This is a genomic window from Pseudomonas sp. PDM19 (assembly GCF_014852215.1).
GTDB lineage: Bacteria > Pseudomonadota > Gammaproteobacteria > Pseudomonadales > Pseudomonadaceae > Pseudomonas.
Genome location: NZ_JACVBG010000002.1, coordinates 1,584,579 through 1,599,226, shown reverse-complemented (window position 1 = coordinate 1,599,226; position 14,648 = coordinate 1,584,579). Strand labels below are relative to the sequence as shown.

Genomic DNA, 14,648 nt, shown 5'->3' with positions numbered 1-14,648 from the left:
GGTTTGCGGGCAAGTACAGGAACGCGCATGTCGCTCCTTCATGGCTGCGTGGCTACACCGAGCGTAGCAGCCGCCCGGCCATCCACCGTGCGGCACTTCGCGCTCTGGCGCTTTCAGTACTTGATGTCCCGCGCGGTCTCACGCCCCTGCTGCTTGGTCTGGCGTTTGTCCTGCCGACACTGGGCGTTGTACTGCTGGTCCGCGGCACGGCAGTTCTGCTTGGTCTGGCGCGCATCCTGGCGGGTTTCCTGGCGCACATCCCGCGCCTGGCGGCGCTGGTTGCCCTGCTCGGTGGCCCAGGCGGTCCCGGCCGAGGCGAAGAGGAAGGTCGCCGCGAGCATCGCGGTGAACAGGGAACGGGTCATGGCAGCACCTCCTGTCGCGCAGGGATCGGGACTATCCAGTACAGCCGATTTCCCGGGGGCTTGCCGGGGACGGCAAAGGCTTCGTCGCACTGGACGACGAAAGGCAATGCCGGCTACCTGCAGCCGGCCCCAGCCGCGCCTACTGATCGCGCACCAGCAGCACCGGGCGCTTGCTCGACTGCAGCACGCCTTCGGCCACGCTGCCCAGCATCAGACGATGCACACCACGGCGGCTGTGGGTGCCCATGACGATGGCGTCGGCCTTGACGGCATCGGCCTCGGACTCGATGCGGTCAGCCACTTCCTCACCGGTGGTCTCCATCGTGACGCGCTGGTAAGTAGCGGGTACGGCGTACTCGCCGACCACCTCCCGCGCCTTGCTCAGGATGTCGTCGGCAGCTTTGAGCGCGGCGGCCTGCAGCGCCTCGGCGTCATAGTACTTGGCGTAATAAGGCAGGTGCCCCAGCGGACGGTCGACGATGGTGATGACGTGCAGTTCACCGCCACTCATGCGGACCAGCCGTGCGCCTTCGGCCAGGGCTCGGAACGAAACGGGGCTGCCGTCGACGGCGGCCAGTACGTGCTCGTACATGCTGTGCTCCTCGTTGTTTGGGCAGTTCGACCTTAACTGCCCAGGCCAGGAACGCCCTTGTGCCGTGTCAATGTAATCACCCCATGGCGCATCAGTGCGCCGGAGCGACCTCGTCACGACAGGCGGACGGGCTCAGCCCGGTCCAGCGTTTGAAGGCGCGGCGGAAGCCGCGCACGTCACTGTAGCCAAGCGCCTCGGCGATACGCTCGATGGGCATTTCCGGGTTGTTCAGCAGGCTCATGGCGCGGGCGTGGCGCACCTGGTCCTGCAACGCATCGAAGGTGATGCCGTGCTCGCTCAGGCGACGACGCAAGGTCCGGCTGCTCATGTTCAGCTCGCTGGCGACCTTGTCGATCGGGCTGCCGTGGGCCAGGTCGCGGGCGATGGCGCGTTCCACTGTTTCCAGCAGGCCGGTCTTCTGCTGTACCGGAGCGGACTCCGCCTCCAGCAGGCTGAGCGCCTGGCGCAGGGCGACGGGATGATGGCTGGGCAATTGCACATCCAGCCAGTGGCTGGCGATGGCCACGCGGTTGTGCAGGCAGCCGAACTGCAGGTTCGGCCCGAGCAGGCGGCGGTACTCGGCTGCATAGGCCGGCGCGGCGTGGGTGAACTCGAAGCGCAGGGGCTGGAACTGGGGCCCGATCAGGGTGCGGTTGTAGACCAGCAGGCTGGCGAAGAACTCCTCCACGGCGAACACCTGGATGTCGGCGAAGGGCAGCCGGCATTCCACTTCGATGAAGCTCTCCTGCGGCCCCTCGATCAGGTTGCAGACCGCGATGCCGCCGGTGGTGTGCTGAAAACGGCGGCCCAGCTCGAAGGCATCGCGCAGGTTCTTGCAGAGGGAGAGCACATGGCCCAGCAAACCGAGGGTGCCCAGCACGTTGCGGTGGCCGACCCAGAGCCCCAGGCCACGCTCAGGCAGTGCCGCGAGGGCACGCTGGATCATCGCCACCGTCTGCCGGTAGGTAACGCGCTGGTCCGGGTCCTGCAGCTCCTCGGCGGTGAAGCCGAGCCCACGACACAGGCGCTCGCCGCTGACGCCTTCGTCACCGGCGACCTCGGCCAGGGTCTGCAGCAGGAAGGGCGAAACCAGGGCCAGGTCGTATTGCGCATCGATGCTTGTACTGGGCATGCAGGCTGCTCTCGATCGGGGGCGCCAGCGATTCTTGTTATGTGGCTGGCGCACGATGGCCGCATCATAACGCGTTCGCAGGCCCGCCAAGAGCGGGCGTAACAGAATATTACAGGCAGCCGTAGAAACAGCTGCCGGCGCAAGACTCCCCATCTTGCGCCGGCGCTGCGCCAGTCAGCTATAGACCGGCCACTGCTCGACGATGCGCCCTCCCCGCACCGCCAGCAGGTCGCCGAATTGCAGCAGGATCGACTCGGACTGGGTCGGCCGCAGGAACATCTGGTCGTCCACCTTCAGGCCCACGGCGCTGGAGCCGTTGACCATCTCCTGGTTCGAACTGCGTCCGTACAGGCCGTTGAACTGCAGGCCCCTGGGCGATTCGGGCTCGGCCATCCAGTTGCCGCCATAGACGAAGAAGGTCTCGCGCAGGTTCGGGTCCCACCAGGAGAACAGCTTCGACTTGTCGTCCAGCGCCGGAATCCGCACCGGGCCGGTGCTCTTGATCACCGGGGTGGCAATGAACGCGGCGGGCTGGTGGTCCACCAGCGAAGGCAGGTCGTAGTGGGTCGGTTTGACCAGCGCCGAGCCCACCGATACCTCGGTGCTGGTGCGTTCGTTCTCGTGCATCCTGTAGCTCGGGCTGCCGGCGGTATTCAGCGTCAGGCCCGGCTTCCACAGCGTCGGGTGCTGGGTGCGGGCGTAGTCGACGAAGCCGTCGTAGAGCGTCATCACCTTGGCGAAGAGCTCCTCCGAGGAGCCGAGGACCTCGGGCACACCCATGCCGACGAAGGGGTCGTAGCCCATGAAGCCGGCGAACTCCAGGTGCTGCGGGTTGGTACCGATGATCCTGAGCATCCTGCCCAGGGTTTCATGATCGGCCACACCTCCCCGGTGCAGGCCGACGTCCAGTTCGATGTTGATCCGCAGACGGGTATTGCGTCCCTGTGCCAGCACCAGGTACTGCTGCAGGCGCTCAGGGGTATCGAGCAGCCATTGCAGCTGGGTGGTCGGGTCGAAGGGGCCGCGCAGGTTCTCGTAGAACTGCTGCGCCGAGCCCACCGGCAGTGGCTTGCCCAGCAGCAGGTCGGAATCGGGGAAGCGCTCGGCGTCGTGGTTGAGGAAGGGCTGGTGGAAGGACATCATCCGCCGGGTGCCGGCGCGCCTGGCAATGTAGTCGAGCAGTTGCGGCGACGGCAGGGACTTCTCCACCACACGCAGGTGCTTGCCGGTGCGGGCCACCGACTGCATCACCACGTCGACGTTGTGATCCAGACGGTCGAGGTCGATCAGCATCACCGGGCGCATCGGCCCGTGCTCGCGCAGCTCGCGGTTGAGCCGGGCGAAGTAGTCGTCGTACGGGGCGCCGTGGTCGCTCGGGCGCAGCCAGGCGCCGGCACCGGCGAGCAGCACGCCCGCCCCCGCCGCGCCGACGATGAAGTTGCGTCGTTTCATGGTGATTCTTCCTTGTCAGGCCACGCCCAGGATCGATGACAGGTGGGCATTGAGGAACTTGCCCTGCGGGTCCAGTTCGCGGCGCACCTCGGTGAATTCCTTCCAGCGCGGATAGAGCGGTTGCAGCGTGCGCGCGTTCAGCGTGTGCAGCTTGCCCCAGTGCGGCCGGCCGGCGTACTTCCAGAAGATCGGCTCGACGGCGGCGAAGAAGTTGTGGTGGTCCATGCTGTAGTGCTGGTGCACGGAGATGGAGCAGCTGTCGCGCCCCTCGAACATGCTCAGCGGGATGTCGTCGGCCTTCACGTAGCGGTACTCGATGGGAAACCAGGTGCGCAGGTCCTTGTCGTTGATCAGCTTGAGGATCTCGCGCAGGCAGGCCGGGCCGTGTTCGGCCGGGACCGAATACTCCATCTCGTTGAAGCGCACGTTGCGCACGTTGGCAAAGACGTCGTAGGAATCGCCGATGCGGTCGTCGAAGCTGGCGATGTGACGCAGGCTGTTGAGCAGGAAGCGTCGCGCGGCGGGGAAATCGCTGCCGTACTTGTCCAGGCCCTCGATGATGCTCACGTACTCGTTGCCGCCCTCCTTGGCCGGGTCCAGCGGCGGCGTTGCCGGGTCGGTGGTCTCGTTGAGGGCGATGGACAGCGCGTAGTCGGAATGGGTCAGCACCTGCATTTCCCAGTGCTGGTTCTCGCGGGTGTTCTTTTCCACGTCCTCCAGCAGCTCTTCGGTGCTGGCGATCCACTGCCGCTCGTGCAGGCGGAAGGCCGCGCGATTCTGCAGACGCACGCGGGTGGCGATGCCGAAGGCGCCGAGGGACACCCGTGCGGCGTTGAACACCTCGGGATGGCGCTGGGCGTCGCAGTCCAGCACCTCGCCGCTGGCGGTCACCAGTTGCAGGCCGGCGACGTGGGAGGAATAGGAACCGAAGCCAACCCCAGTGCCGTGGGTCGAGGTGGAGATCGCCCCGGCCAGGGTCTGGTAGTCGATGTCCGACATGTTCGGCAGCGCCTGGCCGATCTCCTTCAGCGCCGGCCCCATGAGCGACATGGGCGTGCCGGCGGCGAATTCCGCCTGCAGCGTGTCGGCATCGTGGCCGAGCAGACCGTTGAAATAGGCCAGCGAAACCAGCGTACCGTCGGTGGGCACCAGGGCGCTGAAGGAATGCGCCGAGCCCACCGGGCGGACCTTGCCCTGGGCCTGGCGGATGACCTGGACCAGTTCATCCAGGCTCTGTGGCGCCAGGCGCGCCGCCGGCAGGCAGCTCTGCCCGCCGGACCAGTTGCGCCAGGGAATCAGTCGCGGCGCACGGGCCAGCTCGGCCGCCAGCGGGCTGCTCGACAACGCCATGAATGCGCCGGCAATGCCCGCGTTCTGCAGCAGTTGACGGCGGGTGAGATGAATTGGCATCGAAGGAACCCCGCGCTTATTGGACCGACTGGCCGGACATGAAGGAAATCAGCGCGAGGAACTCCTCCTCCGAGCACTGCATGCACATGCCCATCGGCGGCATGCCCTTGAAGCCGTTGATGCTGTGGTCCAGCAGGCTGTCGGCGCCCTGGGCGACACGCGGTTGCCAGGCCTTCGCGTCACCGGTCTGCGGCGCTCCGGAGGCCGGGTTGGCGTGGCAGAGCTTGCAGCTGCTGTCATAGATTTTCGCCAGCGCGGGATCAGCGGGCGACAGGACGGCAGCGTTGCGGGCCACCGGCGGCGCGGCATCGTCGCCACAGCCGCCGAGCAGGCCGGTCAGAGCCAGCAAGGCAAGCGCAAGCCAGGGTGTTGCGGGTTTATGCATGGTGCTCCCCTTTTCTTCCCGCGCGCGACGACGGCGCGGATTATTGTTGTCATGGGTAGCTGGCAGGTTAAGCCGGGCAGCGGCCGGGCCTGAGGGCATTACCGGCCAACAAGGGGGCTCTGAGCGGACAAGGTGGCGGTTTGGGTCCCTTGTCGGTTTCAGGATGCGCAGGGTCGTTCGAGTGCTATCCCTAATCCAGAGGGATGGCAATCTTTCCTACTGTCGAGGACCAGGCACGCAAAGATGCCTGGCCGGACGGCAACACCCCATAAGAACGATGGCGCCCCGGAGAACCACGCAGACCCGCCGGTACGCCGCCGCCGAAGGATTCCGGGCCGCCGCCCATCGCAGGCGCCCGCGATGTCGAGGTGCGCTGTATGCCTGATGATTCGCTTCACCTGCCCCTGATCCACGATGTGCTGGAACGTCTCAAGGCCACGCCCGGCGCCCTGCTGCCGGTGCTCCACGCCATCCAGGACTGCGTCGGCTACATCCCCGACGATGCCCTCCCGGAAATCGCCCACGCCCTGAACCTCAGCGTCGCCGAGGTACGCGGGGTAATCAGCTTCTACCACGACTTCCGCAGCGCGCCGCCGGCCCGCCATACGCTGCGCCTGTGCCGCGCCGAGTCGTGCCAGAGCCGGGGCGCCGAAGCCCTGGCCGCGCAGCTGCGCGAGCAGCTCGAACTGGACGACCACGGCACCAGCGCCGACGGCCGCATCGCCCTGCGCCCGGTCTACTGCCTGGGCGCCTGCGCCTGCTCGCCGGCGCTGGAACTGGACGGCCGAGTGCATGCCCGCCTCACCGCCGAACGCCTGCGCGAACTGGTGAACGGTTGCCGGGAGGACGCCGCATGCTGAAGCTGTTCGTTTCCTGCGATTCGGTGGCCCGCGCAGTGGGCGCCGACGAAGTGACCGACGCCCTGGTCGCCGAGGCCGAGCGCCGCCAGCTGCCGCTGGACATCCAGCGCACCAGCTCGCGTGGCCTCTACTGGCTGGAGCCGCTGCTGGAGCTGGACAGCGACGCCGGCCGGCTGGGCTTCGGCCCGCTCACGGTCGACGACGTGCCGACCCTGCTCGACGCGCTTTCCGGCGACCCGGCCAGCCATCCGCTGGCTCACGGGTTGGTGGAACAACTGCCCTACCTGAAGAGCCAGCAGCGCCTGCTCTTCGCCCGCGCCGGCATCACCCGGCCGCTGTCGCTGGACGACTATCGCGCCCACGGCGGCTTCGCAGGCCTGGCCCGCGCCATCGGCATGGACGGCGCCGACGTCGTCGCCGCGGTGCTCGACTCCGGCCTGCGCGGCCGCGGCGGCGCGGCCTTCCCCGCCGGCATCAAGTGGCGCACGGTGCGCGAGGCGGCCGGCAGCCAGAAGTACGTGGTATGCAACGCCGACGAAGGTGATTCCGGGACCTTCGCCGACCGCATGCTGATGGAGGGCGACCCCTTCCTGCTGATCGAGGGCATGGCCATCGCCGGCCTCGCCGTCGGCGCAACCATGGGCTACCTCTACGTGCGTTCGGAATACCCGGACTCCATCGCCACCCTCAACCAGGCGCTGAAGCTCGCCCGCGACGCCGGCTACCTCGGCGAAGACGTCTGCGGCAGCGGCCGCGCGTTCGAGCTGGAGATGCGCGTCGGCGCCGGCGCCTATATCTGCGGCGAGGAAACCGCCCTGCTGGATTCGCTCGAAGGCAAGCGCGGCGTGGTCCGCGCCAAGCCGCCGCTGCCCGCGCTGCAGGGCCTGTTCGGCCTGCCGACGCTGGTGCACAACGTGCTCACCCTGGCCTCGGTGCCGATCATCCTGGCGAAGGGCGCAGCGTTCTACCGCGACTTCGGCATGGGCCGTTCGCTGGGCACCATGCCCTTCCAGCTGGCCGGCAACGTCCGTCACGGCGGGCTGGTGGAGCGCGCCTTCGGCCTGACCCTGCGCGAGCTGGTGGAAGGCTACGGCGGCGGCACCGCCAGCGGCCGCCCGCTGAAGGCCGCGCAGGTCGGCGGCCCGCTGGGCGCCTGGGTGCCCCCGGCGCAGTTCGACACCCCGCTGGATTACGAAGCCTTCACCGCGGTTGGCGCCATGCTCGGCCACGGCGGTGTGGTGGTGGCCGACGACAGCCTGGACATGGCGCGCATGGCACGCTTCGCCCTGCAATTCTGCGCCGAGGAATCCTGCGGCAAGTGCACGCCCTGCCGCATCGGTTCGACCCGTGGCGTGGAGGTGGTGGACCGGCTGATCGCCGCCACCGACATCAGCGCGCGCGAAGAACAGGCGCGACTGCTCACCGACCTCTGCGACACCCTGCAATACGGTTCGCTCTGCGCCCTCGGCGGGATGACCGCCTTCCCCGTGGCCAGCGCCCTCAAGCACTTCCCCGCCGACTTCGGTCTGGCGACTTCGGAGGCCGACCAGTGATCAACTACTTCGATCCCTCCTCGTCTGCTGGCAGCGCCAGCGACATCGACTTCGGCACACCGGCGCGCGACAGCGACGTGCAGGTCAGCCTGAGCATCGACGGCCGCGAGATCAGCGTGCCCGCCGGCACTTCGGTGATGCGCGCCGCCGCCCTGCTCGGCACGACCATCCCGAAACTCTGCGCCACCGACAGCCTGGAGGCCTTCGGTTCGTGCCGCATGTGCCTGGTGGAAATCGACGGCATGCGCGGCTACCCGGCCTCCTGCACCACGCCGGTGAGCGAAGGCATGGTGGTGCGCACGCAGACGTCGAAGCTGGCGGACCTGCGGCGCAACGTGATGGAGCTGTACATCTCCGACCACCCGCTGGACTGCCTGACCTGCTCGGCCAACGGCAACTGCGAACTGCAGACCGTCGCCGGCCAGGTCGGCCTGCGCGAGGTGCGCTACGGCTACGACGGCGCCAACCACCTGAAGGACCAGAAGGACGTCTCCAACCCCTACTTCGACTACGACCCGAGCAAGTGCATCGTCTGCAACCGCTGCGTGCGTGCCTGCGAGGAAACCCAGGGAACCTTCGCCCTGACCATCGAAGGGCGCGGCTTCGAGTCCCGCGTGGCGGCGGCCGGCGGCGACAACTTCCTCGACTCCGAATGCGTCTCCTGCGGCGCCTGCGTACAGGCCTGCCCCACCGCCACGCTGATGGAAAAGAGCGTGGTCGAAATCGGCCAGCCGGAACGCGCCGTCATCACCACCTGCGCCTACTGCGGCGTGGGCTGCTCCTTCCGCGCCGAGATGAAGGGCAACCAACTGGTGCGCATGGTCCCGGACAAGAACGGCCAGGCCAACCACGGCCACTCCTGCGTCAAGGGCCGCTTCGCCTGGGGCTACGCCACTCACCCGGATCGCATCACCAAGCCGATGATCCGCCAGCACATCAGCGACCCGTGGCAGGAAGTCAGCTGGGACGAGGCCGTCACCTACGCCGCCAGCGAGTTCCGGCGTATCCAGACGAAATACGGCCGCGACTCCATCGGCGGCATCACTTCCAGCCGCTGCACCAACGAAGAAACCTACCTGGTGCAGAAACTGGTGCGCGCGGCGTTCGGCAACAACAACGTCGATACTTGTGCGCGGGTCTGCCACTCGCCTACCGGCTACGGCCTCAAGCAGACCCTGGGCGAGTCCGCCGGCACCCAGAGCTTCGACTCGGTGATGCAGTCCGACGTGGTGCTGGTGATGGGCGCCAACCCCACCGATGCGCACCCGGTGTTCGGCTCGCAGCTCAAGCGCCGCCTGCGCCAGGGCGCCCGGCTGATCGTCATCGACCCGCGGCGCATCGACCTGGTCGACTCGCCCCACGCCCGCGCCGAGCTGCACCTGCAACTGCGCCCCGGCACCAACGTCGCCATGCTCAATGCCCTGGCCCACGTTATCGTCAGCGAAGGCCTGGTCAAGCAGGACTTCGTCGACGCGCGCTGCGAGGCCGCGGACTTCATCCGCTGGCGCGATTTCGTCAGCCTGCCGGAGAACGCCCCGGAAGTGCTCGGCCCGGTGTGCGGCGTACCCGCCGAAGAAATCCGCGCCGCCGCGCGCCTCTACGCCACCGGCGGCAACGCGGCGATCTACTACGGCCTGGGCGTCACCGAGCACAGCCAGGGCAGCACCGCGGTGATGGGCATCGCCAACCTCGCGATGGCCACCGGCAACGTCGGCCGCGAGGGCGTCGGGGTGAACCCGCTGCGCGGCCAGAACAACGTGCAGGGCTCGTGCGACATGGGTTCCTTCCCCCATGAGCTGCCCGGCTACCGGCACATTTCCAACGAGACCGTGCGCAGCCAGTTCGAACAGGCCTGGGGCGTGACCCTGCAGCCCGATCCCGGCCTGCGCATCCCCAACATGTTCGAAGCGGCTCTGGGCGGCACCTTCAAGGCGCTGTACTGCCAGGGCGAGGACATCGCCCAGAGCGACCCCAACACCCAGCACGTCACCGCCGCCCTCTCCGCCATGGAATGCGTGGTGGTGCAGGACATCTTCCTCAACGAAACCGCCAAGTTCGCCCACGTGTTCCTGCCGGGCAGCTCCTTCCTCGAGAAGGACGGCACCTTCACCAACGCCGAGCGGCGCATCTCCCGCGTGCGCAAGGTGATGGAGCCCCTCGGCGGCAAGGCCGACTGGGAAGGCACCGTGGCCCTGGCCAATGCCCTGGGCTACCCGATGAACTACACCCATCCGTCGCAGATCATGGACGAGATCGCCCGCCTGACGCCGACCTTCACCCGCGTCAGCTACGCCGAACTGGACCGCCATGGCAGCCTGCAGTGGCCGTGCAACGATGCCGCACCGGAAGGTACCCCGACCATGCACATCGAGCAGTTCGTGCGCGGCAAGGGGCGCTTCATGCTCACCGGCTACGTGCCCACCGAGGAGAAGGTCAACGCCCGCTACCCGCTGCTGCTCACCACCGGGCGCATCCTCAGCCAGTACAACGTCGGCGCGCAGACCCGGCGCACCGACAACGTCGCCTGGCACGAGGAAGACCGCCTGGAAATCCACGCCAGCGACGCCGAGAGCCGTGGCATCAGCGATGGCGACTGGGTCGGCGTGGGCAGCCGCGCCGGGCAGACGGTGCTGCGCGCCAGGGTCAGCGAGCGCGTGGCGCCGGGAGTGGTCTACACGACCTTCCACTTCCCTGAATCGGGCGCCAACGTGATCACCACCGACAATTCCGACTGGGCCACCAACTGCCCGGAATACAAGGTCACGGCGGTGGAGGTGGTGCGCGTGTTCCAGCCTTCGGAATGGCAGAAGCGCTACCAGGCGTTCAGTGACGAACAGCGGCGCCTGCTCAAGGAGCGCCGTCACGCCCAAGGCGAGAAGGCCGAAAAAGCCGAGAAAGTCGAGAAAGTCGAGGTCCGTCGATGAGCGTCGAGAACCTGATCAAGATGGCCAACCAGATCGGCCAGTACTTCTCCACCGAATCGGACCATGCCCTGGCGGTCCACGGCGTGCAGCAGCACCTGCAGAACTTCTGGACGCCGGCCATGCGCCGCGACCTGAAGGACTGGCACGTCAATCATCCCGGCACCGAGTTGCATGCCCTGGTGCAGGCGGCGCTGACGGAAACGGCGCAAGCCTGACCGCCCACACCGCACCCGGCCCGTGCGCCGGGTCGGGTGCGGCAGACCTCAGGCGTGCTTGCCCGAAGCCGTCTCGGCCGGCACCGCGTACTGCGGCTTGAGCTTGCCGTCCGCATCGAGCAGCCAGGCATCCATGATCTCGCGCACCACCGGCCCGGCCACACGCCCGCCGGCCTCGCCGTTCTCGATGGTCACCGAGACCACGATGGAAGGCTCGGCCGCCGGGGCGAAGCCGACGAACAGCGCGTTGTCGCGGTGGCGCTCCTTGGTCTTCAGGCGGTTGTAGCGCTCGCCCTGGCGGATCGCGACGATCTGCGCGGTGCCGCTCTTGCCAGCAATGCGGTACTGCGCGCCCTGCCCTGCGGCCCGCGCGCCGCCGCCCGGATCGTGCATCACCAGCTGCATGCCGTAGTTCACCGCATCCCAGTCGTGGGGATTGCCCAGGTGGATGTCGGGCATGGGGTTGTTGTCCACCACGTCTTCACCGCCCACCGACTCGGCCAGCCGCGGACGATGCCAGGCGCCCTTGCTGGCGATCAGCGAGGTCGCTTCGGCTAGCTGCAGCGGCGTCACCTGCATGTAGCCCTGGCCGATACCGAGGATCACCGTCTCGCCGGGGAACCAGGCCTGGCGCCGGGTGGCGCGTTTCCACTCGCGGGACGGCATCAGCCCCGGGGATTCCTCGGCCATGTCGATGGACACCTTGCTGCCCAGCCCGAAGCGGGTCAGGTAGTCGTGCATGCGGTCGATGCCGAGCTTGTGCGCGACGTCGTAGAAGTAGGTGTCGTTGGAGCGCTTGATGGCCGTGTCCAGGTCCACCCAGCCATCACCGCTGTGGTTCCAGTTGCGGTACTTGTGGTCGTAGTTGGGCAGCTGGAAGTAGCCCGGATCGAAGACCCGCGTGGCCGGGGTGATGGTGCCGGTATCCAGCCCGGCGATGGCCACCACCGGCTTGATGGTCGAGCCCGGCGAATACAGCCCGCGCAGCGCCCGGTTGAACAGCGGCCGGTCTATGGAGTCGCGCAGCTGCGCGTACTGCGCCGAGCTGATGCCGTTGACGAACAGGTTCGGGTCGAAGCTCGGGTTGCTGACCATCGCCAGCACCTGGCCGGTGTTCGGGTCCAGCGCCACCACCGAGCCGCGGCGATCGCCCAGGGCCTTCTCGGCGGCGACCTGCAGGTCCACATCCAGGCCCAGCACGATGTTCTCGCCGGCCACCGGGGGCACCTTCTTCAGCACGCGCATGACGCGGCCTTGCGCATTGGTCTCGACTTCCTCGTAGCCGACGTGGCCGTGCAGCTGCGGCTCGTAGAAGTGTTCGACACCGGTCTTGCCGACGTACTCGGTGCCCCGGTATTCGGTGCTGTCGAGCCGCGCCGCCTCGCGCTCGTTGATCCGCCCCACGAAGCCGACCGAATGGGCGAAGTGCTCGCCGTAGGGATAGTGGCGGACGAACTCGGCATCCACATCGATACCCGGCAGCTTGTAGCGATTGACCTCGATGAGGGCGATCTGCTCCTCGCTCAGATCATGCAGGATGGCGACCGGCTCGAAGGGATGGCGGCTCTTCTTCAGCGCCTTGTCGCACTGCAGGCGCTGCTCGGGGCTCAGGTGGAGGATATCGGTCACCTGGTCCAGCACCGCCTGTGAATTGCCGGCGCGCTCGCGGGTCAGGGTGAGGTTGAAGCTGGGCAGGTTCTCGGCGAGCACCTTGCCGTTGCGGTCGAAGATCAGCCCGCGCTCCGGGGGGATCGGCAGGACATGGATGCGGTTGTTCTCGGAGACGGTGGCGTTGGTCGCGTAGTCGGTGACCTGGAGGAAGTACATCCTTGCCACCAGGGTCACGCTCATCAGGGCCACGAGCGCGCCGCAGGCGATCAGGCGGCGGTTGACCAGCGTCGCCTCCTGCTGGTGGTCCTTGAGTTTGATCGGATCGTGCATCGGGATTCCAGAAGGTCCCCATCGACCCGGTGGAAAGCGCATCGCTCCTGCCGTGCAGGGGAGCTTTCCGATCGATGCGGCCTGTTTGCAGCAGAGTGGGAACGAAAGGAAGCGGGCATCGCCAGACGCGGGGGCATCACGCGCCAGCTGGCATACCGGCGCGGCATGGTACCAGACTGGCAGGCCGGATTCTGACCGGTAGTCGAGGCGGTGCCCTGGTCTCGCATCGCGCCGGATGGCAGTCCGCTTCTACAGGGGCGCTGGCGTTCGGCGCCGGGTGTAGGAGCTGGCCATGCCTGCGACAGCCCGAGCGCAACAGCATCACGGACGAAGCCCGCTCCCACACAGGGGTTGGCAATGGCGTCCTGTAGTGGACGCGGACTTTGTCCGCGCTCGCGGGCATGGTCTAGGCGCCCCCGCCCTTCCTACAGGGGAAATCCATGTACCTCAGAGGCTGGCAATTCCCGCTCTGGCAACCTGCGCGTCCTGTTCCGCGCGGACGCCGGAAACGCCGACCGCGCCCACTACCTGCCCGCCCACCAGGATCGGCACGCCGCCTTCGAGGGAGGTCAGCAACGGCGCGCTGAGGAAGGCCGTGCGGCCGCCATTGACCATGTTCTCGTACTCGCGGGTTTCGCGCCGGCCGATCGCCGCGCTGCGCGCCTTCTCGGTGGCGATGTAGGCGCTGGCCTGGGCGCAGCCGTCCAGGCGCACCAGCGCCAGCGGGTGGCCGCCATCGTCGGCCACGGCGATGCACACCGCCCACCCCTGGCGCCGGGCTTCATCGGTAGCGGCGGCGACGATGCGGGTGACGTCGGTCTGGTCGAGTACGGCTTTGTGTTGCATGCAATCTCTCTCGTGAAACGGCGCATCGCGCCGGGTGGGAAGCAGGAAAAATCAGACCACCGAGCCTTCCGGTGGCTGCTCCAGCACCGCCACGACCACGGCGCTGCCGACGATCAGCACGATACCGACCAGCGACAGCAGGCTGAGCACCTCGCCCCAGATCACGTAGCCGAACAGGCTCGCCCAGATGATGCTGGTGTAGGTGTACGGCGCCAGCGTGGCGGCATGGGCGCGGCGCACGGCGATGGTGAACAGCAGCTGGCCGAGGGTCGCGAGCAGGCCGAGGGCGAGCATGAAGCCGAGGTCCGGCAGGCTTGGCGTGCTCCAGGAAAACGGCAGCGTGGCGCCGGTGACCAGGGTGCCGACCACGGTGAAGTACAGCACCGTGGTGGTGGAATCGTCGGTCTCGCGGATGCGGCGGATCTGGATCATCGACAGTGCGCCGAAGAAGGCGCTGGCCACCAGCAGGCCCGGCCCGACCAGACTGGCCTCGGCGTTGTCCGGCTTGACCACCATCAGCACACCGACGAAGCCCAGCACAGCCGCCAGCGCGTTGCGCGGCAGCAGGCGTTCGCCCAGCAGCAGCGGCGCCAGCACGATCACCAGCAGCGCCTCGGAATAGGCGATGGAGATGGCCTCGCTCAGCGCCACGTAAGGCAGCCCGGCGAAGAAGAGTGCCGAGGAGCCCAGCAGGGTCACCGCGCGGATGCTCTGGCCGCGCACGTCCAGTTGCCGCCAGCGCTGCGCCAGCGGCCGGCCGCGCAGGCAGAGGAGAAACGCCGGCAGCACGCCGAAGGCCATGCGGAAGAAGGTCACCTCGTTGGCCGGATACTTCAGCGCCACCACCTTGGCCAGCGCATCCACCACTGCGAAACAGAACATCGACAACAGCATCAGACCCACGCTGCGCATGGCATGGCTGCGGGGGGCGACAAGGGTCAGCTGGGGCATGTCGAAATCTCCTGTTGTCCGG

General features: G+C 67.7%; 13 protein-coding genes. 4 read left to right on the top strand and 9 right to left on the bottom strand.

Annotation, left to right across the window (positions count from 1 at the left end; genetic code table 11):
- Nucleotides 1-113: 113 nt before the first annotated feature.
- From IB273_RS15795 to IB273_RS15770, 6 genes are all read right to left on the bottom strand, one after another.
- Nucleotides 114-365 (bottom strand): hypothetical protein, encoded by a 252-nt coding sequence (locus IB273_RS15795; RefSeq protein ID WP_192224480.1) that lies wholly within the window; start codon nt 363-365, stop codon nt 114-116.
- A 139-nt stretch (nt 366-504) separates the two neighbouring features.
- Nucleotides 505-957 carry a universal stress protein gene (locus IB273_RS15790; RefSeq protein ID WP_151187493.1) on the bottom strand — a complete coding sequence of 151 codons (453 nt, stop codon included), beginning with the start codon at nt 955-957 and terminating at the stop codon, nt 505-507.
- 91 nt (nt 958-1,048) lie between these two features.
- Nucleotides 1,049-2,089 carry an AraC family transcriptional regulator gene (locus tag IB273_RS15785; protein ID WP_081518382.1) on the bottom strand — a complete coding sequence of 347 codons (1,041 nt, stop codon included), beginning with the start codon at nt 2,087-2,089 and terminating at the stop codon, nt 1,049-1,051.
- A 174-nt stretch (nt 2,090-2,263) separates the two neighbouring features.
- On the bottom strand, nt 2,264-3,541 hold the full coding sequence (locus tag IB273_RS15780; RefSeq protein WP_192224479.1) for a DSD1 family PLP-dependent enzyme: 1,278 nt from the start codon (nt 3,539-3,541) through the stop codon (nt 2,264-2,266).
- A gap of 15 nt (nt 3,542-3,556) precedes the next feature.
- Nucleotides 3,557-4,891, bottom strand: a complete 1,335-nt coding sequence (locus tag IB273_RS15775; RefSeq protein WP_412548083.1) for a D-arabinono-1,4-lactone oxidase — start codon at nt 4,889-4,891, stop codon at nt 3,557-3,559.
- A 76-nt stretch (nt 4,892-4,967) separates the two neighbouring features.
- On the bottom strand, nt 4,968-5,336 hold the full coding sequence (locus IB273_RS15770) for a c-type cytochrome (protein ID WP_081518385.1): 369 nt from the start codon (nt 5,334-5,336) through the stop codon (nt 4,968-4,970).
- Nucleotides 5,337-5,713: 377 nt separating this feature from the next.
- On the opposite strand from IB273_RS15770, the gene IB273_RS15765 reads away from it, so the two are divergent.
- From IB273_RS15765 to IB273_RS15750, 4 genes are read left to right on the top strand one after another with little or no spacing between them, the layout of a single operon-like run.
- The gene (locus IB273_RS15765) at nt 5,714-6,196 is read left to right on the top strand and encodes a formate dehydrogenase subunit gamma (protein WP_192224478.1); all 483 of its coding nucleotides are present in this window, start codon (nt 5,714-5,716) and stop codon (nt 6,194-6,196) included.
- On the top strand, nt 6,190-7,749 hold the full coding sequence (locus IB273_RS15760) for a formate dehydrogenase beta subunit (RefSeq protein ID WP_192224477.1): 1,560 nt from the start codon (nt 6,190-6,192) through the stop codon (nt 7,747-7,749). The genes IB273_RS15765 and IB273_RS15760 overlap by 7 nt, the downstream gene beginning before the upstream one ends.
- A complete protein-coding gene (fdhF, locus tag IB273_RS15755; RefSeq protein ID WP_192224476.1) occupies nt 7,746-10,673 on the top strand; it encodes a formate dehydrogenase subunit alpha in 2,928 nt (975 codons plus the stop codon). Before IB273_RS15760 ends, fdhF begins: the two co-directional genes overlap by 4 nt.
- Nucleotides 10,670-10,888: a formate dehydrogenase subunit delta gene (locus IB273_RS15750; RefSeq protein WP_192224475.1), complete on the top strand. Its 219-nt coding sequence runs from the start codon at nt 10,670-10,672 to the stop codon at nt 10,886-10,888. Before fdhF ends, IB273_RS15750 begins: the two co-directional genes overlap by 4 nt.
- Nucleotides 10,889-10,936: 48 nt before the next feature.
- On the opposite strand, the gene mrdA is transcribed toward IB273_RS15750, so the two are convergent.
- The 3 genes from mrdA to IB273_RS15735 form a co-directional block, all read right to left on the bottom strand.
- On the bottom strand, nt 10,937-12,829 hold the full coding sequence (mrdA, locus tag IB273_RS15745) for a penicillin-binding protein 2 (protein ID WP_192224474.1): 1,893 nt from the start codon (nt 12,827-12,829) through the stop codon (nt 10,937-10,939).
- A 447-nt stretch (nt 12,830-13,276) separates the two neighbouring features.
- Nucleotides 13,277-13,675 carry a heme-binding protein gene (locus IB273_RS15740; protein WP_192224473.1) on the bottom strand — a complete coding sequence of 133 codons (399 nt, stop codon included), beginning with the start codon at nt 13,673-13,675 and terminating at the stop codon, nt 13,277-13,279.
- A 51-nt stretch (nt 13,676-13,726) separates the two neighbouring features.
- Nucleotides 13,727-14,626 carry a DMT family transporter gene (locus IB273_RS15735; RefSeq protein ID WP_192224472.1) on the bottom strand — a complete coding sequence of 300 codons (900 nt, stop codon included), beginning with the start codon at nt 14,624-14,626 and terminating at the stop codon, nt 13,727-13,729.
- Nucleotides 14,627-14,648: the final 22 nt, after the last annotated feature.

Coding starts and splice junctions, on each gene's coding strand:
- IB273_RS15770 (WP_081518385.1), bottom strand. CDS start 5,336: ATGCATAAACCCGCAACACCCTGGCTTGCGCTTGCCTTGCTGGCTCTG.
- IB273_RS15735 (WP_192224472.1), bottom strand. CDS start 14,626: ATGCCCCAGCTGACCCTTGTCGCCCCCCGCAGCCATGCCATGCGCAGC.
- IB273_RS15785 (WP_081518382.1), bottom strand. CDS start 2,089: ATGCCCAGTACAAGCATCGATGCGCAATACGACCTGGCCCTGGTTTCG.
- IB273_RS15740 (WP_192224473.1), bottom strand. CDS start 13,675: ATGCAACACAAAGCCGTACTCGACCAGACCGACGTCACCCGCATCGTC.
- IB273_RS15765 (WP_192224478.1), top strand. CDS start 5,714: ATGCCTGATGATTCGCTTCACCTGCCCCTGATCCACGATGTGCTGGAA.
- IB273_RS15780 (WP_192224479.1), bottom strand. CDS start 3,541: ATGAAACGACGCAACTTCATCGTCGGCGCGGCGGGGGCGGGCGTGCTG.
- mrdA (WP_192224474.1), bottom strand. CDS start 12,829: ATGCACGATCCGATCAAACTCAAGGACCACCAGCAGGAGGCGACGCTG.
- IB273_RS15795 (WP_192224480.1), bottom strand. CDS start 365: ATGACCCGTTCCCTGTTCACCGCGATGCTCGCGGCGACCTTCCTCTTC.
- IB273_RS15750 (WP_192224475.1), top strand. CDS start 10,670: ATGAGCGTCGAGAACCTGATCAAGATGGCCAACCAGATCGGCCAGTAC.
- IB273_RS15775 (WP_412548083.1), bottom strand. CDS start 4,891: ATGGCGTTGTCGAGCAGCCCGCTGGCGGCCGAGCTGGCCCGTGCGCCG.
- IB273_RS15760 (WP_192224477.1), top strand. CDS start 6,190: ATGCTGAAGCTGTTCGTTTCCTGCGATTCGGTGGCCCGCGCAGTGGGC.
- IB273_RS15790 (WP_151187493.1), bottom strand. CDS start 957: ATGTACGAGCACGTACTGGCCGCCGTCGACGGCAGCCCCGTTTCGTTC.